Below are 22,007 nucleotides of genomic sequence, written 5' to 3'. Positions count from 1 at the left end.
GGCAGAAAGATTGCGCACCTCAACCGCAAACGCCGCCACTTGAAAGGGAGCGGCGTTGGGAAAAGTGCTTTCTCAGTTCGCTGGAGCGGTTGGCGCAGCGGCGGCCGGAGCAGGGGCCATGGCTGTTTGCGCGCCACCCGCAGATACGTCATCGGTTGCGATGGGTGCCGGTGTCACCGTGCCATCTGCCGCGGCCACGCGCCACACCGAATTGCCCGCATCGTCCGCCACCAGCAAGGCGCCGGTGCCATCGATGCCGACGCCCACGGGCCGCCCGCGCGCCTTGTCGCCCTGAATGAAGCCGGTGACGACATCCTGCGTTTTGCCGGACGGCTTACCGTTTTCGAAGGGCACATAGGTCACGCGGTAGCCGTTGAAGGCATTGCGGTTCCAGCTGCCGTGTTCACCGATGAATACGCCGTTGGCATAGGCAGCAGGCATGGCGGAATTGAGCGTAAACGTCAGGCCGAGTGCGGCAACATGGCTGGACAGCGCATAATCCGGCTTGATGGCCGTCGCGACGATATCGGGACGCGGAGGGTAGACGCGGGCATCCACATGGTTGCCATAATAGCTCCATGGCCAGCCGTAGAAGCCACCTTCCTTCACCGATGTCATATAGTCGGGAACCAGATTCGGTCCCAGCTCATCACGCTCGTTGATAACGGCCCACAATTCCTTGGACTGCGGATTGAATGCGAGCCCGTTTGGATTGCGAAGCCCTGACGCAAACAGCTTGAAGGCACCCGTCTGCCGGTCCACCTGCAAGATGGCGGCGCGGTTTTTTTCAGCCTCGAGGCCATTTTCCACGATGTTGGAATTTGACCCCACCGACGCATACAGGAACTTGCCATCGGGGCTAAGCGCCAGATCCTTCGTCCAATGGTGGTTGATCGGCCCGCCGGGCAGCGGTGTCAGCACCCGTGGTTCGGCAGTGATCTCGTTTGCCCCGAGCTGGTAGGGATAGGCAAGAATCTCGCTGGCGGTGGCGACATAGAGCGTGTTGTCGGCAAAGGCGACGCCGAAGGGCGAATCCAGCTTCGTCAGCAGATCGTGGCGCTCATCGACAGTGCCATCGCGGTTGGTATCGCGAAGCAGTGTGATGAGATTGCTTTCCTTCTGCGGACGCGTCTCCCCATGCGAAATCGCCATAATCCAGCCGCGGATAATATCCTTCGGCCGCGAGGGAGACTGGCCCGCCGGGCCGCGCGACTGCACCACCAGCACGTCGCCATTCGGCAGCGTGTGCACGGTGCGGGGATTGGCAAGGTCCTTCTGGTAAAGGCTGACCTTCAATCCCTCAGGCACCGTTGGCATCTCGCCATCCTTCCAGCCCACGACCTCTGCGACCTTGAGGTCAGGCAGAAGGTTGGTCGATGGTTCCGGCAGCACGGGGTCTGCGCCGATCTGCTGGGACAGATCGAAATTATTGTCCTGCTCGTTGCAGGCGGACAGGACGACGGCGACGCTGCCCATCAGGACAGCGGTGTGAATGAGACGGCGCGCGATCATCATACTCTCCAAGCCAGTCTGGCATATTTGCGGGAAGACGCAGCAACGGTCATCAGCGCGACGACAAAGGTGATAGCCGAAATCAGCAACCCATAGGGCACCACAGCCGTCCATCCGTCACCGGCATGAACAAGACTGTTCAGCAGCGCCAGCACCAGCATGCCGACAAACAGCACGATCGAAAACAACGATGGCCGCATGGGCCGGGTGCGCGACCTGAACAGATCAACCAACCCCGCCAGCAACGCCAGCCCGCCCAACACCAGCCCGGCAAACAGCAGCCAAGCCGAAAAATTCAGCCACAACAGATTGCCCGTCTGCCAAAATGCAATATCCGTCCCCAGCGTCATTGAAAAACAGACGAACGGAAACGGCACAAAAAGAGATTGAAAAGGATAAGCAGAGGCTTCTCTGCCAGTCGCATCGCTCATAGACTGGTCTCCAACCAAAAAGGACTTGCCCTGTTTTATGGGGTTGAAATTGAAACGGTTTGAGAGACGATTGGTTGCAGACAACAGATACGAGCTTTTGCGCATTGCTGCTTGGAAAGTAAATGCCTCGCTTAATCTTCTCGCGGGCGGTAAAGCCAAGGCCAGCGAAGGCCTTAGTTACTGATCGTTTGGCTCAAAACGAATATAACTTTCCGGGTCGTCAAGGATCGTTCTGAGCATGTCGAAAAATTCGGGCACCGTCTGGCCTATAATATCGGGTGTGAAGTCGAACCCGTAACGTCTTGAAAACTCGCCGTCGAGATCGTTGTGATACCGTCCGAGGAAGGTCTCCATTTCATCGACCAGCTTATGTTTTTCACCGGGTTCAGTCATACGTGAGTAGCCGGCGAGCGCTTCTGGCACGCTGTCAAACTCAATGTCCATATCCTGATGGAGATAGTTTCCAATCAGGTTGAAAAGTGCGGGAAAATCGCGATCGATTATGTTCACGCCAGCAGAATCCACACCCCACCAAAATTTGAGCATCATACGACGGAGCTCCCCGATGATGGTCACGGATTTTATTCCGCGCAGATGACGCCCAATGGTGGACATCAGACCTCCTGACCAAAGTATCACTACTATCGTCACTCCCTATCGTTAGAGGAAACTCTTTATTTCGTTGAGCAGCATTTGTTTTTCATCGCGTTCGGTAAATCGCGCGTATCCCGCCAGAGCCTCCGGTACGGTGTCGTATTCCAAATCGATGTCCTAGTGCAGGCCACCAGCAATGAGGCCAAAAAGCGCTGGGAAATCGTCGGATGCTATGGTCATCTCAGCGAGCGTCCGAATCCACGCCTTTCGGGCGAGAGGCGTCCAGCACATTTTTGAACTCAAGATTGGGCCATGCGACGAGGCGGACTTGGCTTGCGCTTTCGATGAGCCAGAGCGACTTATCGGAAAAAGATACGATCTTGTCGCATGCCACCGTCTGGCCAGAGCGTAGTTCGACCGATCCTTTGCGACACACGAATGTGTCGTTATAGGACTTGGAAATTAGCACGTTACCGAAAAAACCGATTGCTGCAGCGCTTACAATGACGACGATGACTGTAGGGACGCCAGCTTTTTGTGCCCATTGTAGAATTATGCGGCCAACGATGCAGCACAGGATAATCGCGGCTATGGACAGCAGTAACGTCATGCCTGCACCCCATAACAGGGGCATTATGAAGATTGATGTACCGATCACTGCGACCAAATGCCGACGGTCCAACTGTCCGATCCAGTTGCGGAAGCTCCGAAAGTCGGAAAACTTGGAGACCTCGATGTTGACGAAGTATGCCATGGCGAAAAACAGTCCGAAACGGGTATCCGGCCAAGTGGAAAAAACCAGCCACATGGAGCGCCCATCACGCAAGAGTTCAGAGAGCCTTGGAAGCTGCACGAGAAAGGCCAGTTGAGCGCCGAGCAACATGGTGTAGAGCAGCAGGATCATGACGACAACGAACATAAGGGCTGCGCCATATCTCGCTAATCTCGTGGGTCGTTTGGTGTCAGGCTCGCTCATGGGCTGTGTCCCGAAGTCCTGTCGACCTCCTCAAGGCCGAAGTCGCTTGTCTTGATGAGCCTTGGTTTCGTAGGTCCTTCTACGATGACGAACGGACCGCTGCCGAGCAGGACAATCTGTGTGCATTGCATCGTTTCACCTGACAGAAGCCGCAGTGTGTTTGATTTGCAATTGTAGACCGATTGCTGCTGATCCGTCAGGATAAGACCAACCAGTATCCCGAAGAATAAGCCGGCTGCGATTCGTAAAGGAATGACCGGTACGCCCTTCCGTTCTGCCCGAATGTAAACGAGGCGATGAAGAACGGTCGCTGCTGCGGTCAGAAACATCTTTAAAAACGTGAAGGCGGGAACCACAAACAACAAGGGTGTCAAAAGTAGTGCAATGCCTGTGTAAGCATGGCGGACAGGTTTGCTGATAGCCCGCAAGCGTTGCCGCGCTTCGTCAATGCTGGCAACGTTGTCTATGACCCAGGATGTGCCAGAGGCCACGGCCAGAATGAGAATCATAAAAAGAGAATTTGGATTCTGCGGGCCGTTTGCAAACACCCGCCACAGCGCTTCGCTGTCTCCAATAACTGCCGGAAAGTGCGGCATGTGAAGAAGAAATCCGGCCCGCTCGCCAACAAGCCCAGCTAGAAGCGCGAGCACAATACTGGCCACGTCGATAAAGCCCGATCTGATACGCGATTGCGACGCCATATTGCCTTTTGCTTATCACCCTCTGTCGGCATATTTGCTATCACAGGTAGATAATTTTTCAACCAGTATGGGGTCGCAGAGGCGTGCTGCATCTCTGGCGATAGATGGGCAGATACTTACTCGTCGATCGAGATGACACTTACCCGGCAGAGGGCCATCCAACGAAAAACACGCAATCCTGTGAAAAGCGCTACCGCTTCACCCCATCACTCCCCACATCGGCCACCTTCTGCACCGTCAGCGATGGCGCAGAGGCTTCCTTCAGCTTCTTGCCGATAGAGCGAATGACTCTTGTTGCTTCGGCGGAGAGCGAGCGGGGGCGGGTGAGGGCTGGCATGGCGTTGGCGTCTGCGGAGGCGACAAGCGCGCCGTTCGCGGGTTTGGGGTGCGTGCCATTGGGTAGCGGGTTCTGGATGCCGGGGATGGCGCGCAGTTCCATGCCCTGGTGGGCATAGTCCATGAGGCGTTTGAACGTCATGGCGGGCAGGGCGCCGCCGGTCATGTTGTTCATGGAGGTGAAGTCGTCGTTGCCGAACCAGACGGCGGTTGTGTAATTGCCGGTAAAGCCCACATACCAGGCATCGCGGTAGGATTGCGACGTGCCGGTCTTGCCGCCCGAGACGATGCTGTTGTCCAGCGCGCCGCGTCGTGCCGTTCCTTCCACGGGAATGGTCACCAGCATGCGGTTCATCTTGGAATTGGCTTCTTCCGAGAGCACGCGCTTTGCGGGCGGCTCATCGCGGTCGAAATCGTAGAGGACTTTGCCTTCGTAATCCAGCACTTGAGCTACGCCGTGGCGGCGCGATTGCATGCCGTCTGCGGGGAATACGGCATAGCCCGTGGCTTGGTCCAGCACGGTCACTTCGGACGTTCCGAGCGGAATGGTCTTGTCGGTGCGAAGCGGCGTGGCGACGCCCATGGCTTTCGCCGTATCGGCAATGATCTGCGTGCCCAGAACATCCTTGGCAAGACGCACCGGCACGGTATTGTAGGATTTAGCAAGGGCCGTCTGCAACGTCACCTTGCCCGCATAGGAGCGGCCATAGTTCTGCGGCGACCAGCCGCGCCATGTCACCGGCGCATCCGAAATCAGCGTTTCCGGCTTGTAGCCCTTCTCCATGGCGGCGGAGTAGGTGTAGACCTTGAAGGACGAGCCGGGCTGGCGCAGCGCTGCCGTTGCGCGGTTGAACTGGCTTTCGCCGTAGTCACGACCGCCGACCATGGCGCGGATGCCGCCGCCATTTTCGATCATCACCATCGCGCCCTGCTTGACGCGGTACCCTTCGCCAAACTCGCGGAGGCTGCCTTCCATCGCCTGTTCGGCCGCCTGTTGCAGGCCGGTGTCAATGGTGGTGCGCACAACGACCGTGTGGTCCTTGATCTTGCCGTCCTTGGCCAGACGCTGCACCTCGTCGAACGCCCAGTCGAGGAAGTAATCCGGTGCCTGCTTTTCTTCGCGGTCGATGACGGTGGCCGGGTTGCGGCGGGCGCCGACGACCTGCCCCTCGGTCATCAAGCCACCCTGCACGAGGTTGGACAGCACCGTGTTGGCACGCGCACGCGCGGCGGGAAGGTTGACGTGTGGCGCGTATTTCGCCGGTGCCTTGAACAGACCGGCGAGAATGGCGGATTCCGCCAGCGTCACATCCGTCAGGTTCTTGCCGAAATAGAATTGCGCCGCCGCCGCAGCACCAAAGGTGCCGCCGCCCATATAGGCGCGGTCGAGATAAAGGCTGAGGATTTCCTTCTTGGACATGTTGGCTTCCAGCCAAAGCGCCAGAAAGGCTTCCTTGATCTTGCGTTCCAGCGAGCGCTCATTGGTCAAAAACAGGTTCTTGGCCAGCTGCTGCGTCAGCGTCGAGCCGCCCTGCACGACGCCGCCGGCGCGGGCGTTTTCGCTCATGGCGCGGGCCAGGCCGATGAAATCGATGCCGAAATGCTCGAAGAAACGTCGGTCTTCTGTGGCCAGAACGGCCTTGATGAAATGATCCGGCATCTGGTCGATCGGCACGGAATCTTCGTGGATGATGCCACGATGGCCGATGGTGTTGCCGTAACGATCGAGGAATGTGACGGCGAAATCACCGCGATAGCGCCAGTCCTTCTTGGTTTCCTCGAAGGCGGGTAGGGCGAGAGCCAGCATCAGCACCGTACCAGCGGTGCCGACCGTCAATGCATCATCGGCAATGTTGATGAGGAATTTCTTCCAGCCGCGCACATGCAGTTTGCGCGAAGCGATGGTCACCTCTTCCCAGAAATCGAAAAGGCGGGATGCAGAGGTCCACAGGCCGGAATCGATCCATGAATCGATGCGCAGCAGAATATGGCGTTTACGGCGCGCCTGTTTCTTGTTCTTATCTTCCTGCACGTAAAACGAATTCCTGTTCGATATTTCGAGCGTCTGCTTGACGCGGCAACCTTGCGCGGGTCATTCCCTCAACACTACTCCGCCGGATTTAAGGATTATCTTACAATCCGGCAGATCGCGCCACGACGAAACGGGCCGGGCCATGTTGCCGCCCGATGATGCAAAATGGAACGGAAATGTTAACGATGAGTGACGCGCCATTCTGGAAAACGAAATCACTGGCGCAAATGAGTAACACCGAATGGGAAAGCCTGTGTGACGGCTGCGGCCTGTGCTGTCTCAACAAGCTTGAGGATTGGGACACGGGTGAGGTGGTGTTCACTTCCGTCGCCTGCCAGTTGCTGGATGGCGACAGCTGCCAGTGTTCGGATTACCCCAACCGGTTCGATACCGTGCCGGATTGCATCCAGCTGAACCTCAAGCTCGTCAACGAAATCGGCTGGCTGCCACCGACCTGCGCCTATGCGCTGGTGCGCGATGGCGAGGACCTCTACTGGTGGCACCATCTGGTCTCGGGCGATCCTGAGACGGTGCATGTGGCCGGCATTTCCGCCCGTGGTCGTACAGTAAACGAGCTGAAGGTGGAGGTGGACGATTTCGAGAACTACGTTGTGGACTGGCCATTGACGGTGGGCGAGCAGCCGGAGGCGCAGCAGCGGTGAGATCATCGTGCATCCACTCCACCCTCATTCCTGTGCTTGTCACAGGAATCCAGCCAGCCCAAGTCCTTGGGCTGAAAAGACTCGTCCCGCCGCGCAGACGCGCGACGACTGGACTCCTGTCACAGGGACAGGAATGAGGGGGATATGGGCTCGTCCTATTCCTGCCCCATCTGCATCCTAATATCTTCCGATACCTTTAGACACGCCCATTACCGGCCATGACGACCGGACATTCAAGGAAAATGCATGCTGCCCCGCTGCGCCGTTCTTAAAGCTCTGTGCCTGACCGCTTTCGGTTTGTCACCCGTTTGGGCCTATGCCGCCACCCAGCCTTATGAATGCACCTTCGTAACATCGGTGGAAACCGGTGCGGTCATTACCCAGCAGGGCACCTGCGACAAGCGGGTTTCTCCCGGTGCGACGTTCAAGGTGCCGCTGGCGCTGATCGGCTATGATTCCGGCATTCTGCTCGATGAATTCAATCCCGTCTGGGAGTGGCATAAGGGCATGGAGGCAACGCCGCAGGAGCGCAAGAAGGTCGATCCGTCCACGTGGCAGAAAGAGTCGATCCGCTGGTACTCCCGCGAAATCACCAGCCGCTTGGGGCCGGAGAAATTCGCCAGTTACGTCAAACGTCTGGGCTTCGGCAATGCCGATGTGGCGGGAGAGGCAGGCAAGGATAACGGCCTGACGGACGCCTGGGTCGGCACGTCTCTTGCCATTTCCCCAGTCGAACAGATCGGCTTCATGCGCCGCCTGCTGGCCAACAACCTGCCATTTTCCCGCGATGCCCAGAACAAGACCAAGGCCATCATCCCAGTATTCGATGGCGCCGAAGCCTGGAGCGCCCACGGCACGACCGGCACTGGCAACCTCAAGGGCGACGACGGTCAACCAGACCCCAACCGCCCCTTCGGCTGGTTCGTCGGCTGGGCCGAACGCGAAGGCCAGCACATCGTCTTCGTCCGCTTCCGCGTGGCCGACAAACCGTCGGACAAGCCGATGGGAGAGGTGGTGCGCGAGGAGTTCTTGCGGGATATCCCACGGTTTTCCGTGCACCGGTAAGGGTGATATCAGAGCTATCTGAAGAGTTCGGAATGTGTTCCGGCGCGCGTGAAGATGACCAGATTTGCTTGGTCATCTATTGTATAGATCAGCAAGAAATCACCACCGATGTGGCATTCACGGTGATCCCGCCATTCTCCGGTCAACTCATGGTCGCGCAGTTGTGCGGGTAAAGGTGTTTCGTTTGCTATAAGAAGCAGCATGACGTGCTTGAGTTTCACCATGTCGTAGCGACCTGACACGTTGAGACGTTTCCAGTCTTTCAGAAATTGTTTTGTAAAGTCGCAACTGCGCGGCAGGGTCGCCCGCTTGGACGCCGCTTTTGTTTCATCACCTTTGTGACCCTTCACGGCTTGCTGCCATCAAGAACATTGAAAAGTTCATTAGATGTGCTGAAGCGAGCGCGTTTTTCAGCGGCAATTGCGCGTGCTTCCTCAATAGCAGCTAATGTTTCCGCGTTGGGTCGCGTAAGCTCGATCGGTAAAGCTTTTTCACGTGCAATCCGTGTCAACATCATGCGCATCACATCTGAAACGGTGAGCCCGAGGCTGTCGAGAACGGCCGTGGCGTCATCTTTCACATCCTGATCTATGCGCGCTCGAACATATGCATTTGCCGTCATGATCCTACTCCTGTTCGTCTTGATGTAGCTCAATTGAGCATCAAATTCAATGGAGTTCAAATATCAATGGAATACTCTTGACCTTCCCATCATGGGAAGCATTACATGAAGTCTCGAAAGGGGAAGTCTTATGAACGAGACAGTCAAGACCACCATCCCGGCAGAACCGATTTCCGTGTCCGTGGAGGGCATGACCTGCGCGTCCTGCGTGCGGCGCGTTGAGGTGGCGGCGGGCAAGGTGCCGGGGGTGGCGGCGAGTTCGGTGAATTTTGCGACGAAGAAGCTGACGGTGGAACCGGGGGACGGGTTTTCGGCGAAGACGCTGGCAGCAGCGGTGAGGAAGATCGGGTATGAGGTCGCGCCTCAAACGATGACGCTGATGGCGCATGGCTTGAAGGGTGCGGATGATGTTGCGCGATTGATCAGCGTGCTGGAGGCAGCGCCGACCACCGTTAGCGTGGAGGTGGATGCGCACAGCGGTGCTGTGACCATCGCAAGCATGGGCGGTGCGCGGCAGCGCGAGGTGCTGGTGGAAACGGCGCGGCTTGCCGGATTTGCGTTGAAGGTTCCGGGTGCTGTTGGTCAAGATCACGCAGGCCATGAGCATATGCACCATGCCGGTGACGAGGCGACGCTGAAGCGGGACGTGTTGCTTGCGGCCATTTTCACAGCGCCGCTCTTCGTGCTGGAAATGGGCGGGCATCTTTATGCGCCGATGCACCATTGGCTGATGGGCATCATCGAGACGCAGACGCTGTATTATGTCTATTTCGCGCTGGCGACAGTGGTGATTTTCGGGCCGGGCTGGCGGTTCCTGAAGTCGGGTTTTCCGGCCCTACTACATGGCGCACCGGAGATGAATTCGCTGGTGGCGCTCGGTGTGAGTGCTGCTTATCTTTATTCGCTGGTCACCACATTCGCGCCCGGCCTGCTGCCGGAGAATGCCCGGCATGTCTATTACGAGGCGGCCACCGTCATCGTCACGCTGATCCTCATCGGGCGGTTGCTGGAGGCGCGCGCCAGCGGCAAGACGGGCGATGCCATTCGCAAGCTGGCGGGCCTTCAGGCCAAGACGGCGCGAGTGGAGCGGGGCGGTCAAACCATTGATCTTCCAACGGACGAGGTCGCCGTTGGCGATATCGTCGTCATCCGCCCGGGCGAGCGTCTGGCCGTGGACGGCGAGGTGGTGGAGGGCGCTTCCTATGTCGATGAATCGATGATTTCGGGTGAGCCGGTGCCGGTGGAAAAAAGCATTGGTGCCCATGTGGTCGGCGGTACCATTAACGGCAATGGTGCGCTGAAATTCCGCGCAACCAAGGTCGGTGGCGATACGATGCTGGCGCAGATCATCGCGCTGGTAGAGCAGGCGCAAGGCGCAAAGCTGCCCATCCAATTGCTGGTGGACCGGGTCACCGCACTGTTCGTGCCGGTGGTCATCGGGGTTGCGGTGCTGACCTTCATCGCCTGGGCAATCTTCGGCCCGCAGCCCGCCTATACCCATGCGCTGATCAATGCCGTGGCCGTGTTGATCATCGCCTGCCCCTGCGCAATGGGCCTCGCCACCCCGACATCGATCATGGTTGGCACTGGCAGGGCTGCGGAGCTGGGTGTTCTCTTCCGCAAGGGCGCCGCCTTGCAGGCGCTGCGGTCTGCCGGGATCGTGGTGGTGGACAAGACAGGGACGGTAACGAAAGGCAGACCGGAACTGACGGATATGGTGGTGGCCGACGGGTTTGAGCGCCGTGAGGTGTTGAGGCTGGTGGCAGCGGTTGAGAGCCGGTCGGAGCATCCGATTGCCGAGGCGATTGTGCGAGCGGCGAGGGGGCAAGAACCCCTCCCCAACCCCTCCCCACAAGGGGGAGGGGCTAACCCAGCCGCACCGTTTGATGGAGGAGTGGCAAGCTTGCAACACGGTCTCTCCCCCCTCGTGGGGGCAGAGGAGTGGTCTGCGCAGCAGAGCAATCGATCCAGTGAATCGATTGCAGCGACGAAGCCCGGCAGGGCAGAGGGGGTCTTCCCCACAATCACCAACTTCGAAAGCATTACCGGCTACGGCATCTCCGCCACCGTGGATGGCCGCAAGATCGAGGTGGGCGCAGACCGGTTCATGGAAAAGCTTGGCCTCTCAATCGCAGCTTTTGCGGACACCGCACAAAAGCTGGGCGAGGAAGGCAAGACACCGCTCTATGCAGCCATCGATGGGCAACTGGCTGCTATCATCGCGGTGGCGGACCCGCTGAAACCATCCAGTATAAACGCTATCAAAGCCTTGAAAGCCACGGGCATCGAGGTTGCGATGGTGACGGGGGATAACGCCCGCACGGCCAACGCCATCGCCGGCCAAGTTGGCATCGAAAAGGTGGTGGCAGAGGTGTTGCCGGACGGAAAGGTGCAGGCGATCAAGGACCTGAAACAGGGCGGCAAGACGCTGGCTTTCGTGGGTGATGGCATCAATGATGCACCGGCGCTGGCTGAGGCCGATATCGGCATTGCTATCGGCACCGGCACGGATGTCGCCATCGAAAGCGCCGATGTGGTGCTGGTGGGCGGTGACCTGATGGGCGTGGTTCACGCCATCGAAATAAGCCGCGCCACCATGCGCAACATCCGCCAGAACCTGTTCTGGGCCTTCGGCTACAATGTCGCGCTCATTCCCGTTGCGGCAGGCGCGCTCTATCCCGGCTTCGGCATCACGCTCTCACCCATGATCGGGGCGGGCGCCATGGCGCTGTCGTCGGTCTTCGTGCTGGGCAACGCCTTGAGATTGAAAACAGCGGGGGTATCGCCATGAACATTGGTCAGGCATCGCAGGCCTCAGGCGTTTCGGCCAAGATGATCCGCTATTACGAACAAATCGGCCTCATCACGCCCGCTGCCCGCACGGGCAACAACTACCGAACCTATGGCGAGCAGGACGTTCACAATCTGCGCTTCATTAAGCGCTCCCGCACGCTGGGTTTTTCGCTGGAAGAAACAGAAACACTGCTGAAACTCTGGCAGGACAAGACCCGCGAAAGCTCAGCCGTGAAGGACATAGCCCTTGCCCATATCAACGATCTCGAGCGCAAGATTGCCGAGATGAAAGCCATGGTCAAAACGCTCTCCCATCTCGCCCACTGCTGCGGCGGCGACCACCGGCCCGATTGCCCCATTCTGGACGATCTGGCAGGCATCGACGCTGCCTCTGCGCAAACGTAAGTCGCAACGATATTAAGGAAATTACCATGGAAACCACCACTTTCACCGTTCCAGACATGACCTGCGGCCACTGCGAGAAAACCATTCGCGGCGCGCTGGCAGAGGCGCTTCCCGGCGCAAATATCGTCATCGATCTGCCCACACATCGTGTGACGGTGACTGGAGACGCGGCAACGGCTGAAGAGGCGATGCGGGAGGTGGGGTATAGCCCGGAACGGGTGGGATGATCTTGCAAAAGAGGTGGCATGTGCTACATATGTAGCACATATGATCCCACTTAAGGCTTCGTTTGTCTTGAAACTATTCGTGACGACGCAGAGCGGAAATCTGGAGCAGGAGCAATGACGGTAACGACAAAAATCAGACGGCAGGGCGGTGCTGCGGTCATGACCATACCGCCCGCTTTGCTGAAGCTCATGGGAACCGAAATCGGTTCGGAAATGACACTCGAAATCGACAACGGAAATCTTGTCGCGAGCCCGGTGACAACGCAAAAAAAGCGCTACTCGCTTGCAGAATTGCTGGAGGGCGCTGATGAAATGGCTGAGCTGAACGTGGAAGCTTCGGCCTGGGACGCAGCGCCGCGTGTGGGCAAAGAAGCGCTGTAATGGTGCGCAGCAATGTTCCAAAGCGCGGCGACGTGTTTCTCATCGATCTCAACCCGGTGGTCGGCAATGAGATGAAGGACGAACATCGCTGTGTCGTCATTACGCCAAAAGAGATAAATGCCGTTGGGTTGTGCTTGGTCTTACCGATAACGACTGGAGGTATGTTTACCCGTAAAGCGGGCTTGGCGGTCAATATTTCCGGGCATAGAACGACCGGCGTTGCACTGTGTAATCAGGTACGAAGCCTCGATATCGCTGGGCGTATCGCGCTAAAGAGAGCAAAATTTCTCGAAACGTTGGACGATGCTAAGATGCAGGAGATCGTAGCGAGGGTCGTCAGCATGATCGACCCAGTATAGAGGTCAAAATGTATGAGAGAGGCAGAAGGAAGAACGCGGCAATTCCTGAAGACGAAATCGAGCTTAAACAACTGCTTCTAGCCAGAATACGTGGGAAATTCGTGTCTAATGAAGAGGGAAGATCGCGCGCCGAGGCAATGATAGAGGTGAAGAAAGTCTTTTATGGCCTGTCGAAATCAGCGCCCCCCAAGGATTGAGAAGCGCTGATAATTTCAAACCTCGTCGAACTTCCCACCTTCCATGGATGGATTGCGGTCCAAGACCTTTTCCTCATCGTCATCAGGCAGAGCGTCGTCGCTTTCCTGATAGGGATCGTCATCCGTTTCGGCCTCTTCGTCCCGCAGTTCCTGCTCGATCTGCTGGGACAGTTCTCCGTCTTCGGGCAGATCGTCTACCTCGAGATCTACGATGTCCTGATCGAGGGCGTCTTCGTTTTCTGTCAGTGGCTTGCGCGGGTCCATGGGGGCCTCCCTGAGGGTTTTTGTTTTTGTCCTGAGTTAAACTGAGTGGGGCGCGCAGAGTTCCGGCTGTGCATCAAAACAAAGTCTTGACCTCAACCATGGTTGAGGACCTATTTTCCCTGCCGACCTTTGAATTGGCAGGGAGACGGCAGTGGTGGATGTGATGGAAGACAGCAGTTGGGCGGCATTGTTGCGGGGCCGCAATCTGGCGCTGCTATTGGCGATTTCGGCGGGGATCGGGCTTCATGCCTTCAACCAGTTCGCCATTGTCGCGGCTTTGCCGGTGGCGGTGGCGGATATTGGCGGTGCGCTGATTTATAGCTGGGCCTACAGCATCTACTTCGTCGGGTCGGTCGCGGGTGGTGTGACGGCGATTCTTCTGCGCGAACGGGTTGGTGCACGGACGGCACTGGTGGTGTCGGCGCTGTTCTTTTCTCTGGGCATGGTGATCTGCGCGGGTGCCATCAACTTTCCCATTCTGATTGTGGGGCGCGGCTTGCAGGGCATTGCCGATGGTCTGATCGTGGCCGTGTGTTACAGCCTGATCCCAGCAGGTTTCCGGTCCGATCTGCTGCCCAAGGTCTTTGCGGTGGAGGCTGGCGTGTGGGCGGCTGCATCCGTCGCGGGTCCGCTTCTGGGCGGGCTTGCCACCGAACATGTGTCGTGGCGGGCGACGTATCTGTTGCCGGTGCCGCTCATTCTGTTGCTGGTCGTCTATACGTGGGTGTCGGTTTCGCCGGAAAAGCTCGCCCTTTCCCAACGCAAGGCGACATGGCCGCTGGTGCTATGCCTTACAGGCGCGCTGGCCCTGTCGGCTCCCGCCGCCTTCGAAGGTCTGGAGATGCGCATGGCCAGCCTGGTGCTTGGCGCGGCATTGCTGTTCACATCGCTGAAATTGGGCGTGCGGCCCGACGCTGGACTGTTTCCCAAGGACGCATTTCGGCCCGGCACGGTGGTGGGAAACGGTTTCTGGATGCTGTTTCTGATGTCCTATGCGCAGGCGCTGACCAGCGTCTATCTGGCGCTGATCGCCATCGGGCGGTGGGGCTATGAGCCGACATTTGCGGGGTTCATCGTGGTGGCCATGCCATTGGCTTGGAGCACGGTGGCGGTGATTGTCGGTAGCTTGCAGTCGCAGCGGCTTCGCGATGCGTGTGTGCATTACGGCCCGTGGCAGATGGCACCGGGTTGCGTGCTGTTGGGCTACGGTCTGCTGACGGGAAGCTGGCTGGAAATGCTGGCGGGACAGGCCCTGATCGGCTCGACATTCGGCATGTGCTGGGCTGGAATCAACCAGAATGCCATGGAGGCCGCACCGGAACACGAACGCAAGATGACGGGAGCACTGCTGCCCACCGTCGCCACTTTGGGCGCGGCTGCCGGAGCAGGGGCGAGCGGGACGATTGCTGCCGCCACAGCTCTCGTTCCCGCTCTTGAGCGCGGCGATTTATCGCCATCGCTATCTTCAATTTATGGAGTGGCGGCTGCGGTTTCGGTTGCCGCCATCTGGATCGGTCGGCGCGTCACGAAGGGTGCTGCGCCTTCACCGTTATGACTGGGTGGTCGCGAACACGATCATTGCCAAATAAATGACGAAAGCCATGATTCCGACGCCAGCAATGATGAGGATGATGCCGCGACCGGCGCGTTTCTTCTCGCCCTTGTTCTCGTTGGCCTCGGAAGGAAATAGAATGGGATCGGTTTCCTGAATCTTGGTCACGCGGCTCTCCTCTGGATATTTTCGTTACCCAGAGAACGGTGTGGGCCCAGGAATGTTCCTACGCACTTACTGTTTTAGCGCCCAAATCGTGGCATGGGCCACCGCCCCATCGATGCTTTTCAGGTGGGCGGCCCGCACCGGCTCGAAGCTGTCGATGCGTTTTGTGCCGACATAGCGGCCATGGTCCGCGAACACTTCGATGGAGCCGTAATCCAGGAAAATCCGCAGGCGGAACGGGCGTGCGCCTTCGGCGATATAGCGCGGCGACGGACCTTCGCGACCATCTTCGTGGCGAATCCACAGGCCCGTTTCATCGCAGACAACACCCAGTTTGACGCCGGGGTGATCAAGTTCCAGCTCGAAGGGCAGGCCGGGTTTGGTGAGTTCGAACAGCAGTTCGACGGCGCCTGTCGGAAACTCCACGCGCTCTCCTGCCGCCAGCCGTGTGCGGTCCAGAATGCGGTGGCGCAGGCTTTCCGCAGCACCGATGGGCGGTGTCAGCAGCGCGCCGTGGGAGAAATGCAGGCGGCGCGGCAGGGTCATGGCTGTGGGGAAATCGATCTCCGGCGTCGCATCCGCCCAGTTGGCCAGCCAGCCGATGCCGACGATGGTATCGCCATCCAGAAAGGCCTGGAACGCATAATTATCCGTGCCGAAATCCAGCTCCTGACCAAATTCCTTGACGAATGTCTTGCCGTCGAACCAGCCGACATCTGCCATGGTCAGGTTCTTGCGGCCCGTGGCGGCATCTTCGGAATGCATGAGGCCATAGGTCAGCACCCAGCGGGTAGAGCGGGCATTGGCCGGGCCATCCAGCGGCAGCAGGCACGGGCATTCGATAGCCGTGGTCTTGTAGCGTGTTTCCACCCATAGCTTGCCGACATAGGTCCAGCCGGATGCGGCGGTCGGGTCCTGCGTCTCATAAAGCAGAATGACGCCGCCGCCATCGCTCTGGCTGCCCAGCAGCATTTTCCACAGTCCATCCGGCCCGCGCACCACATAGGGGTCACGAAAATCCGGGGTCAGCCCCTGCCCATCCGGGCGGTGGCCGAGAATGACGTCTGCCTGTCCCGCCATGATGAGATCGGACGATGTGGCGGTGAGCTGTATCTGCTGTTCCGGCACGCGGTCCTGCACCTGCTCGGTAAAGAATACGCGGATGCCGGTGCCTTCCACCAGCGGAATGGTGGAGCCGGAATAGGCACCGCCGCGCTTGTCCGGCCGTGTCGTCAGGTCTTCGGAGGGGAAAAGGAAGATCGGCAGGTGGCGCCAGCGCAGATAATCCGAAGAGACTGCATGGCCCCAATGCATGGTGTTCCAGCGCAGGCCGTGGGAATAATGCTGATAAAACAGGTGCGGACGCCCTTCGAAACGGCCAAAGCCGTTGGGGTCGTTCATCCAGCCGAAGGGCGGGCGGAAATGGTAGCTATCCGGCAGATCGGGTGCAGCATTATCCGGCTTGGTGTGGACGACAGTAATGCCGGTTTCCAGAACATCGGATGCGATGAACCAGTACATGACGGAGACCGCAGTGGTCACCGTATCATAGCTCAGCTCAACCCGCCCGCCGCCAAACACTTGATAAATACGGAAATTATACTCATCGACATTGGTGGTGGAGACTTCACCGAACTTGCCATTATGGTTGGAAAAGGACACCGAACCCGGCTCATCCGCCTTCTTCGCCTTCAGCCAGACGTGGAACGTGGCATTGACCGGAAGATCGGTTTGTATGGTGCGAACAGCGCTCTCGATCTCTACGGGCAAAGCTGTATCGTTCATTCCACTATCCTTTCATCAATATGCGGTGACAGGATAGCAACGAAAGTGGCAGGTTAAAGTTCATCGCAGCAGGAGAGCCCGGATTGAGACAGGCTTCGGGAACACCTCAGATATAGGACGGCCTCTTGGGGTCGAAGATGGGCGGATAGTCGTTTTCATCGAGCATATCGAGAAACGGATCCAGTCCCTTTGATTTTATGAATGCATATTCCGCATCGGAGATGAGGTGCACAGTCAAAATATCCACCTTTTCATTGTCCACAAACACCGTGTCGCTTAAAAGTTCGTCGTCACATATGATGGGTCTGAGAAAGAGAAAGGTCTTGAAGGGGCAATCCGACAGTGGCGGTGTCGGCATGGGAATGCGGTGTCCAAAGCCTATGAAGGTCTTGTCGATAAACGGAAACTGCGTCAACCACCGCAAGTTTGCCACGATCTCCGGTGTGGGTTCGCGGACATACCACATCAATTCCGCACGCGGTTTGATGCCCTCTTCCCCGGCACCTTCCGGGATGGACATTTGCTGGTCGCTCATGCCGTTGCTTAGTAGAACATAACCTTCATCCACCGAACCTTCCGGCGCAAAATCACGACCGTAGGCTTCCACGAGCGTATCCGTGTCATCTTTACCCTCAAAGACATATTCCGGCTCTTCCAGGAACGTCTCGTAAGCCTCCCGGCGGTCTTTACTATTGCGCGTCGGCACCGCTTTTCCGTTGCCCGATATCAGGCGCTTGAGACTTGAAAGCATGGTGGAAGACCCTTCTTCGTAAGATGTGGACCTTGGTAAGGCACGGGCGCATCCGGCTGCCATTAACCAGCCGACGATGGCAGTGAGTGCCGTTCGGCGCCTAAAGAGAGCTGCCATTTCGGTTCCTATCGCGTCGATTCATCCACTCGATGCGCACCGCAGCTTTTGCAAAAAAAACACGCTTTTATATTGACCTTTGGTTGTAATTATTGATGGCTCGTTGCAGCTTTTGTCAATCCACTTGTCTCGGAATCGATACTTTGAAGGGGGCGCATGGCCGAGTGTTCTGATTGTGTGATCCGGGTGGCCACAGTTTTTACCGCTGCGGATTTTGCAGTGACCACATCTTATCTCGAAGCTTACGGCATCGTGGTTGTGGCAAAGCCGGTTCACGTCATCAATAATTTCCAGCATTACACAAACGCCGTTGGCGGTGCCGGTGTTTTCGTGCCGGAGAGACAAGCGCAGGCGGCGGTCAATCTCCTGATTGAAGCGGACAGAGGGGAGACGGAAATGAAAGACGGTGAGCCAAAACTCATGATGCCGAAGACTTTGTTCGACAGGGTGATGGAGCTGTTTCTCTACATCTATATCGGCGGTGGAGAAGCCGCGCCGCCCTATGCGAGCCGCCTCGTTCACGGGCAATGGCAGGCTCTTGGCAAAGAGGAAATTTAGCCGTGGACACCAAGGAGCGAGTTCTGGACATACGCTATGTTTGTATGCGGTCTGACTTCATTGCGGTCACCCGAGCACTGATCCGCAGACCTTTCTGGCAGACTGTGTTGAAACTCGTCTTGTCACTGATCATTGCTGGAAATCTTTTCGTCATGGCATGGTTTTGGCCGGTCAAGGAGGGGGTGCCGACATGTATGCCGAACTCTATTTCCGTTACTGGCCCATCTGGTTTCTGCCGCTTCTATTGACCGTTTTCAGCGGTCATCTGGCCGGTCTGATGGCGGCGATGGTGTTCAAAACAAGGGCGGCGGCAAATCAGGACATCGTCGTTACGCTGTCGAGGGATGGCGTCAGGGCTCGTTCTGCGGATATCAACAGTGACATTTCTTGGAGTGGTATCGTCAAGGCGATACAAACCAGGACGCATCTCTTTCTGGCCTTGTCCAAACGCGAGGCGTTGATCCTGCCGCGCCGGGGTTTTGCATCCGATGCCGATTATGCCGAGGCGGTACGCCTTGTTCGCGCGCATCTCAGACCCTCCGCCCCGTTCGTCAGGCACGAAGGGTTGCGCATTATCGACGTGAAGACGGGCGATGTGAAATGAGGACCTCGGCGTCTGCTGCTGGAATATTGTGCTAAACCCGCCCATATAGATGGAAACAGGGAGAGTACCCGTGATCCATTTTGACAATTCCTATGCGCGCTTGCCGGAGCATTTTACCGCCGCTGCCTTGCCCACTCCGGTGGCGGCGCCGGTGTTGATTGCGTTTAACCGCCCGCTGGCTGACGAGATGGGACTGGAGCTTGAAGGCGTCGATGATGCGCGTTTGGCGACGATCTTTTCCGGTAATGTCGTGCCGCAGGGGGCGGAGCCGCTGGCCATGGCCTATGCGGGGCACCAGTTCGGTAATTTCGTGCCGCAGCTGGGGGATGGCCGGGCCATTCTGCTGGGGGAAGTCGTTGATATCAATGGCAAACGGCGCGATATCCAGCTGAAGGGTGCCGGGCCGACGAAGTTTTCGAGGCGTGGTGACGGGCGGGCCGCGCTGGGGCCGGTGCTGCGCGAATATATCGTGTCCGAGGCCATGCATGCGCTGGGCATTCCAGCGACACGGGCACTGGCGGCAGTGGCGACGGGCGAGCGCGTGCAGCGGGAAACCGGCCTGCCGGGTGGCGTGGTGACGCGGGTGGCGGCGAGCCACATCAGGGTTGGTACGTTCCAGTTTTTCGCGGCGCGTGAGGACAATGATGCGATCAAGGCGCTGGCGGATTATGTGATCGACCGGCATTACCCCGATGTAAAAAGTGCGGAAAATCCCTATCTCGCTTTGCTGCAAGCGATTGCGGAGCGGCAGCGCGCGCTGGTGTGTCGCTGGTTGATGGTGGGGTTCATCCATGGCGTGATGAACACGGACAATGTGGCTATATCAGGCGAGACGATCGATTTCGGGCCTTGCGCTTTTATGGATGAATATAATCCTAACAAGGTGTTTTCCTCCATTGATGCACAGGGGCGCTATGCCTATAACAGTCAGCCGGGCATCGCCCAGTGGAACATTGCGCGGCTGGCGGAATGCCTGTTGCCGTTGCTGGATGAGGATGCCGAAAAGGCGGTTGAATTGGCCAATGGCGTGCTGGCGGAATTTGCCAGCGATTTCCCCAAACGCTGGCTTTCAGGCATGCGCGAGAAGCTGGGATTGACGACGCAGGACGATGCGGACGAGCAACTGGTGCAGGATTTGCTGGCGCTGATGCAGCGCAATGAGGTGGATTTTACGCTGACGTTCCGCAGGCTCTGCGATGCGGCGGATGGCAGTCCGGAGGCGTTTCGCGGCATGTTTACTGATCTGGCCGGTGCGGACGAATGGCTGGCCCGCTGGCGACAGCGGACGTGGCGAGAAAGCGCCACCGAGAGTGACCGGGCGCAGGCGATGCGGGCGGTGAACCCGGCGGTCATTCCGCGCAACCACCGCATTGAAGAGGTGATTGCGGCGGCGGTGGAGGATGGGGATTTTGAGCCGTTTCATGCGATGGTTCGGGCAACGGCGCGGCCGTTTGATGAGGTGCCGGAGTTTGCGGTTTATATGCAAGCGCCGATGGGGCACGAGCGGGTGTTTCGGACGTTTTGTGGGACTTGAGGATTCAGTTTTGAGGGTTGTGGGTGGGGCTTACCCCCCTCTGTCCTGCCGGACATCTCCCCCTCAGGTGGGGAGATCGACTCGTGGGTAGGTCTCGGCCATCTTGAATGTTGCGGACGGAGTGGGAGATTTCGTCTGGTCGATCTCCCCCCTTGAGGGGGAGATGCCTGGCAAGGCAGAGGGGGGTGAGCCCCACATGCTGTGGCTAACGTGCGGAGGTAGACTACCCCACCTTCGCCAACCCCTCCCGTGGTGCATAATACTGCCCGAAGCGGTTGGCCAGAAAATCCGCCAAGCCGATATCCTCCTGCTTTACAAAGCCTTTTTGCGGCAGCTTGCCTTGGCTCAGCAAGTCCAGAACCGTCGTGATACCGGCGGCGGTGGTGATCTGGATGGCGCTCATCATGCGGCCCGAGACGGGGCCGGCATAGACTTTGTGGGCGTAGGTTTCCTGCATGAAGCGGCCGTTCTTGGTGCCGCAGACGGTGACGAAGACGATGACGACATCCTGCATTGTGGCGGGGAGGGCGTTTTCGAAGAGGTCTTTCAGCACATCACGACGGTTGCGCAGGTTGAGGTCGTTGAGCAGCGCCTTCATGATGGAGACGTGGCCGGGATAGCGGATGGTGCGATAGTTCATCGTGCGCACCTTGCCCTCCAGCGTGGAGGCGAGCGTGCCGAGACCGCCTGATGTGTTGAAGGCCTCGTAGGTCATGCCATCGAGCGAGAATTCTTCACGTTCTTCCAGCGCAGGCACGGCTGTCAGGCGACCCTCGACAATGGCTTCGCAGGGCTCGATGTATTCGTTGATGAGACCGTCCGTGCTCCAGGTAAGGTTATAATTCAAGGCATTGGACGGATATTGCGGCAAGGCACCGACGCGCATGCGCACGCTGTCCAGCTTGTCGAAACGCGAGGCAAGATCGGCGGCAACGATGGAGATGAAGCCAGGCGCAAGGCCGCATTGCGGGATGAGGGCGCTTTCGGACGCCTCGGCCAGTTTCTTGACCTTGCGGGTGGATTCGACGTCTTCGGTGAGGTCGAGATAGTGCGTGCCGACGGCGACTGCGGCTTCGGCGATGCCAGCGGTGAGGTGGAACGGGGCAGCGGAGAGGACCGCGAATTTGTCTTTCAACAGCGCCTGTAGGCCGAGGCGATCGGTGATGTCGACGATCTCGGTATCGACGCGTTCATGGCTGGGGACGTTGGCGAGCTGGTCTGCAGACCGGTCTGCAACGGTAACGCGGTAATCGCCTGTGACGGCGAGCATCCATGCGATGGCAGAGCCGATATTGCCCGCGCCGATGATGACGATGTGTTTCATTCTGTCCCCTTTTGTTTTTTGTTGAGGTAACAGAATGCCGCTTTTCGCAAACGATTCGTA

The 22,007-nt window shown here is 58.1% G+C and carries 23 protein-coding genes and 1 pseudogene; 11 read left to right on the top strand and 13 right to left on the bottom strand.

Going from position 1 to position 22,007, the window contains the following annotated elements; translation table 11 throughout:
- Positions 1–81: 81 nt before the first annotated feature.
- The 6 genes and pseudogenes from RRU01S_RS15500 to RRU01S_RS15475 all read right to left on the bottom strand — a co-directional run.
- Positions 82–1,512 (bottom strand): annotated as a pseudogene (locus RRU01S_RS15500) (PQQ-dependent sugar dehydrogenase); the annotation flags it as partial.
- Positions 1,512–1,943 carry a DUF2231 domain-containing protein gene (locus RRU01S_RS15495; protein ID WP_045231275.1) on the bottom strand — a complete coding sequence of 144 codons (432 nt, stop codon included), beginning with the start codon at positions 1,941–1,943 and terminating at the stop codon, positions 1,512–1,514. The pseudogene RRU01S_RS15500 and the gene RRU01S_RS15495, both read right to left, overlap by 1 nt.
- A 177-nt stretch (positions 1,944–2,120) precedes the next feature.
- Positions 2,121–2,558, bottom strand: coding sequence for a contact-dependent growth inhibition system immunity protein (locus RRU01S_RS15490; protein ID WP_045231201.1), 438 nt, complete (start codon positions 2,556–2,558; stop codon positions 2,121–2,123).
- Between the two features lie 220 nt (positions 2,559–2,778).
- The gene (locus RRU01S_RS15485; protein WP_131367799.1) at positions 2,779–3,513 is read right to left on the bottom strand and encodes a hypothetical protein; all 735 of its coding nucleotides are present in this window, start codon (positions 3,511–3,513) and stop codon (positions 2,779–2,781) included.
- Positions 3,510–4,214 (bottom strand): hypothetical protein, encoded by a 705-nt coding sequence (locus tag RRU01S_RS15480; RefSeq protein WP_045231199.1) that lies wholly within the window; start codon positions 4,212–4,214, stop codon positions 3,510–3,512. Before RRU01S_RS15480 ends, RRU01S_RS15485 begins: the two co-directional genes overlap by 4 nt.
- 190 nt (positions 4,215–4,404) lie before the next feature.
- Positions 4,405–6,582: a transglycosylase domain-containing protein gene (locus tag RRU01S_RS15475; protein ID WP_045231198.1), complete on the bottom strand. Its 2,178-nt coding sequence runs from the start codon at positions 6,580–6,582 to the stop codon at positions 4,405–4,407.
- A gap of 185 nt (positions 6,583–6,767) precedes the next feature.
- Here RRU01S_RS15475 and RRU01S_RS15470 point away from each other — a divergent pair, with 185 nt between their 5' ends.
- Together RRU01S_RS15470 and RRU01S_RS15465 are read left to right on the top strand one after the other, a co-directional pair.
- On the top strand, positions 6,768–7,244 hold the full coding sequence (locus RRU01S_RS15470) for a YcgN family cysteine cluster protein (protein WP_045231197.1): 477 nt from the start codon (positions 6,768–6,770) through the stop codon (positions 7,242–7,244).
- Positions 7,245–7,490: 246 nt separating this feature from the next.
- Entirely contained in the window at positions 7,491–8,309 is an 819-nt protein-coding gene (locus RRU01S_RS15465; protein ID WP_045231196.1) for a serine hydrolase, read from the top strand.
- Between the two features lie 14 nt (positions 8,310–8,323).
- On the opposite strand, the gene RRU01S_RS15460 is transcribed toward RRU01S_RS15465, so the two are convergent.
- Both RRU01S_RS15460 and RRU01S_RS15455 read right to left on the bottom strand, forming a co-directional pair.
- On the bottom strand, positions 8,324–8,659 hold the full coding sequence (locus RRU01S_RS15460) for a type II toxin-antitoxin system YafQ family toxin (protein ID WP_045231195.1): 336 nt from the start codon (positions 8,657–8,659) through the stop codon (positions 8,324–8,326).
- Positions 8,656–8,931, bottom strand: a complete 276-nt coding sequence (locus RRU01S_RS15455) for a type II toxin-antitoxin system RelB/DinJ family antitoxin (protein WP_045231194.1) — start codon at positions 8,929–8,931, stop codon at positions 8,656–8,658. The genes RRU01S_RS15460 and RRU01S_RS15455 overlap by 4 nt, the downstream gene beginning before the upstream one ends.
- A gap of 130 nt (positions 8,932–9,061) precedes the next feature.
- On the opposite strand from RRU01S_RS15455, the gene RRU01S_RS15450 reads away from it, so the two are divergent.
- From RRU01S_RS15450 to mazF, 5 genes are all read left to right on the top strand, one after another.
- Complete coding sequence (locus RRU01S_RS15450) at positions 9,062–11,722, top strand: heavy metal translocating P-type ATPase (RefSeq protein ID WP_045231193.1); 2,661 nt, start codon at positions 9,062–9,064, stop codon at positions 11,720–11,722.
- Positions 11,719–12,129 carry a Cu(I)-responsive transcriptional regulator gene (cueR, locus tag RRU01S_RS15445; protein ID WP_045231192.1) on the top strand — a complete coding sequence of 137 codons (411 nt, stop codon included), beginning with the start codon at positions 11,719–11,721 and terminating at the stop codon, positions 12,127–12,129. The genes RRU01S_RS15450 and cueR overlap by 4 nt, the downstream gene beginning before the upstream one ends.
- 26 nt (positions 12,130–12,155) lie before the next feature.
- Positions 12,156–12,356 (top strand): heavy-metal-associated domain-containing protein, encoded by a 201-nt coding sequence (locus RRU01S_RS15440; protein WP_045231191.1) that lies wholly within the window; start codon positions 12,156–12,158, stop codon positions 12,354–12,356.
- 114 nt (positions 12,357–12,470) lie between these two features.
- Positions 12,471–12,737 (top strand): type II toxin-antitoxin system antitoxin MazE, encoded by a 267-nt coding sequence (mazE, locus tag RRU01S_RS15435; RefSeq protein WP_045231190.1) that lies wholly within the window; start codon positions 12,471–12,473, stop codon positions 12,735–12,737.
- Positions 12,737–13,096 carry a type II toxin-antitoxin system toxin MazF gene (mazF, locus tag RRU01S_RS15430; RefSeq protein ID WP_045231189.1) on the top strand — a complete coding sequence of 120 codons (360 nt, stop codon included), beginning with the start codon at positions 12,737–12,739 and terminating at the stop codon, positions 13,094–13,096. The genes mazE and mazF overlap by 1 nt, the downstream gene beginning before the upstream one ends.
- A gap of 212 nt (positions 13,097–13,308) precedes the next feature.
- On the opposite strand, the gene RRU01S_RS15420 is transcribed toward mazF, so the two are convergent.
- Positions 13,309–13,557: a hypothetical protein gene (locus tag RRU01S_RS15420; RefSeq protein ID WP_045231187.1), complete on the bottom strand. Its 249-nt coding sequence runs from the start codon at positions 13,555–13,557 to the stop codon at positions 13,309–13,311.
- Between the two features lie 154 nt (positions 13,558–13,711).
- Here RRU01S_RS15420 and RRU01S_RS15415 point away from each other — a divergent pair, with 154 nt between their 5' ends.
- Entirely contained in the window at positions 13,712–15,112 is a 1,401-nt protein-coding gene (locus RRU01S_RS15415) for an MFS transporter (protein WP_108722662.1), read from the top strand.
- Here RRU01S_RS15415 and RRU01S_RS26220 read toward each other — a convergent pair.
- The 3 genes from RRU01S_RS26220 to RRU01S_RS15405 form a co-directional block, all read right to left on the bottom strand.
- Complete coding sequence (locus RRU01S_RS26220; protein WP_164470675.1) at positions 15,107–15,277, bottom strand: hypothetical protein; 171 nt, start codon at positions 15,275–15,277, stop codon at positions 15,107–15,109. The two genes, RRU01S_RS15415 and RRU01S_RS26220, sit on opposite strands and share 6 nt — an antisense overlap.
- Positions 15,278–15,343: 66 nt before the next feature.
- A complete protein-coding gene (locus RRU01S_RS15410) occupies positions 15,344–17,059 on the bottom strand; it encodes a GH32 C-terminal domain-containing protein (RefSeq protein ID WP_045231186.1) in 1,716 nt (571 codons plus the stop codon).
- Between the two features lie 106 nt (positions 17,060–17,165).
- Complete coding sequence (locus RRU01S_RS15405) at positions 17,166–17,927, bottom strand: suppressor of fused domain protein (protein WP_234936162.1); 762 nt, start codon at positions 17,925–17,927, stop codon at positions 17,166–17,168.
- A gap of 219 nt (positions 17,928–18,146) precedes the next feature.
- Between RRU01S_RS15405 and RRU01S_RS15400 the strand changes: the two genes are divergently transcribed.
- From RRU01S_RS15400 to RRU01S_RS15390, 3 genes are all read left to right on the top strand, one after another.
- Positions 18,147–18,485 (top strand): hypothetical protein, encoded by a 339-nt coding sequence (locus tag RRU01S_RS15400; protein ID WP_131367798.1) that lies wholly within the window; start codon positions 18,147–18,149, stop codon positions 18,483–18,485.
- Between the two features lie 190 nt (positions 18,486–18,675).
- Complete coding sequence (locus tag RRU01S_RS15395) at positions 18,676–19,089, top strand: YcxB family protein (protein WP_045231183.1); 414 nt, start codon at positions 18,676–18,678, stop codon at positions 19,087–19,089.
- 73 nt (positions 19,090–19,162) lie between these two features.
- Complete coding sequence (locus tag RRU01S_RS15390) at positions 19,163–20,623, top strand: protein adenylyltransferase SelO (protein WP_081880097.1); 1,461 nt, start codon at positions 19,163–19,165, stop codon at positions 20,621–20,623.
- 223 nt (positions 20,624–20,846) lie between these two features.
- Here the strand turns inward: RRU01S_RS15390 and RRU01S_RS15385 are convergent, their stop codons facing one another.
- Positions 20,847–21,947: a saccharopine dehydrogenase family protein gene (locus RRU01S_RS15385; protein WP_045231181.1), complete on the bottom strand. Its 1,101-nt coding sequence runs from the start codon at positions 21,945–21,947 to the stop codon at positions 20,847–20,849.
- Positions 21,948–22,007 lie beyond the last annotated feature (60 nt).

This window comes from Agrobacterium rubi TR3 = NBRC 13261, assembly GCF_000739935.1.
GTDB classification, from domain to species: domain Bacteria; phylum Pseudomonadota; class Alphaproteobacteria; order Rhizobiales; family Rhizobiaceae; genus Agrobacterium; species Agrobacterium rubi.
The sequence above is the reverse complement of the archived record's forward strand: the minus strand, read 5'-3'. Positions and strand labels throughout refer to the sequence as shown.

Excerpts from the sequence above, each read along its gene's own strand:
- RRU01S_RS15495 (WP_045231275.1), bottom strand. The coding sequence starts at position 1,943 with ATGAGCGATGCGACTGGCAGAGAAGCCTCTGCTTATCCTTTTCAATCT.
- RRU01S_RS15490 (WP_045231201.1), bottom strand. The coding sequence starts at position 2,558 with ATGTCCACCATTGGGCGTCATCTGCGCGGAATAAAATCCGTGACCATC.
- RRU01S_RS15485 (WP_131367799.1), bottom strand. The coding sequence starts at position 3,513 with ATGAGCGAGCCTGACACCAAACGACCCACGAGATTAGCGAGATATGGC.
- RRU01S_RS15480 (WP_045231199.1), bottom strand. The coding sequence starts at position 4,214 with ATGGCGTCGCAATCGCGTATCAGATCGGGCTTTATCGACGTGGCCAGT.
- RRU01S_RS15470 (WP_045231197.1), top strand. The coding sequence starts at position 6,768 with ATGAGTGACGCGCCATTCTGGAAAACGAAATCACTGGCGCAAATGAGT.
- RRU01S_RS15465 (WP_045231196.1), top strand. The coding sequence starts at position 7,491 with ATGCTGCCCCGCTGCGCCGTTCTTAAAGCTCTGTGCCTGACCGCTTTC.
- RRU01S_RS15455 (WP_045231194.1), bottom strand. The coding sequence starts at position 8,931 with ATGACGGCAAATGCATATGTTCGAGCGCGCATAGATCAGGATGTGAAA.
- RRU01S_RS15450 (WP_045231193.1), top strand. The coding sequence starts at position 9,062 with ATGAACGAGACAGTCAAGACCACCATCCCGGCAGAACCGATTTCCGTG.
- cueR (WP_045231192.1), top strand. The coding sequence starts at position 11,719 with ATGAACATTGGTCAGGCATCGCAGGCCTCAGGCGTTTCGGCCAAGATG.
- RRU01S_RS15440 (WP_045231191.1), top strand. The coding sequence starts at position 12,156 with ATGGAAACCACCACTTTCACCGTTCCAGACATGACCTGCGGCCACTGC.
- mazE (WP_045231190.1), top strand. The coding sequence starts at position 12,471 with ATGACGGTAACGACAAAAATCAGACGGCAGGGCGGTGCTGCGGTCATG.
- mazF (WP_045231189.1), top strand. The coding sequence starts at position 12,737 with ATGGTGCGCAGCAATGTTCCAAAGCGCGGCGACGTGTTTCTCATCGAT.
- RRU01S_RS15420 (WP_045231187.1), bottom strand. The coding sequence starts at position 13,557 with ATGGACCCGCGCAAGCCACTGACAGAAAACGAAGACGCCCTCGATCAG.
- RRU01S_RS15410 (WP_045231186.1), bottom strand. The coding sequence starts at position 17,059 with ATGAACGATACAGCTTTGCCCGTAGAGATCGAGAGCGCTGTTCGCACC.
- RRU01S_RS15405 (WP_234936162.1), bottom strand. The coding sequence starts at position 17,927 with ATGGCAGCTCTCTTTAGGCGCCGAACGGCACTCACTGCCATCGTCGGC.
- RRU01S_RS15395 (WP_045231183.1), top strand. The coding sequence starts at position 18,676 with ATGTATGCCGAACTCTATTTCCGTTACTGGCCCATCTGGTTTCTGCCG.
- RRU01S_RS15385 (WP_045231181.1), bottom strand. The coding sequence starts at position 21,947 with ATGAAACACATCGTCATCATCGGCGCGGGCAATATCGGCTCTGCCATC.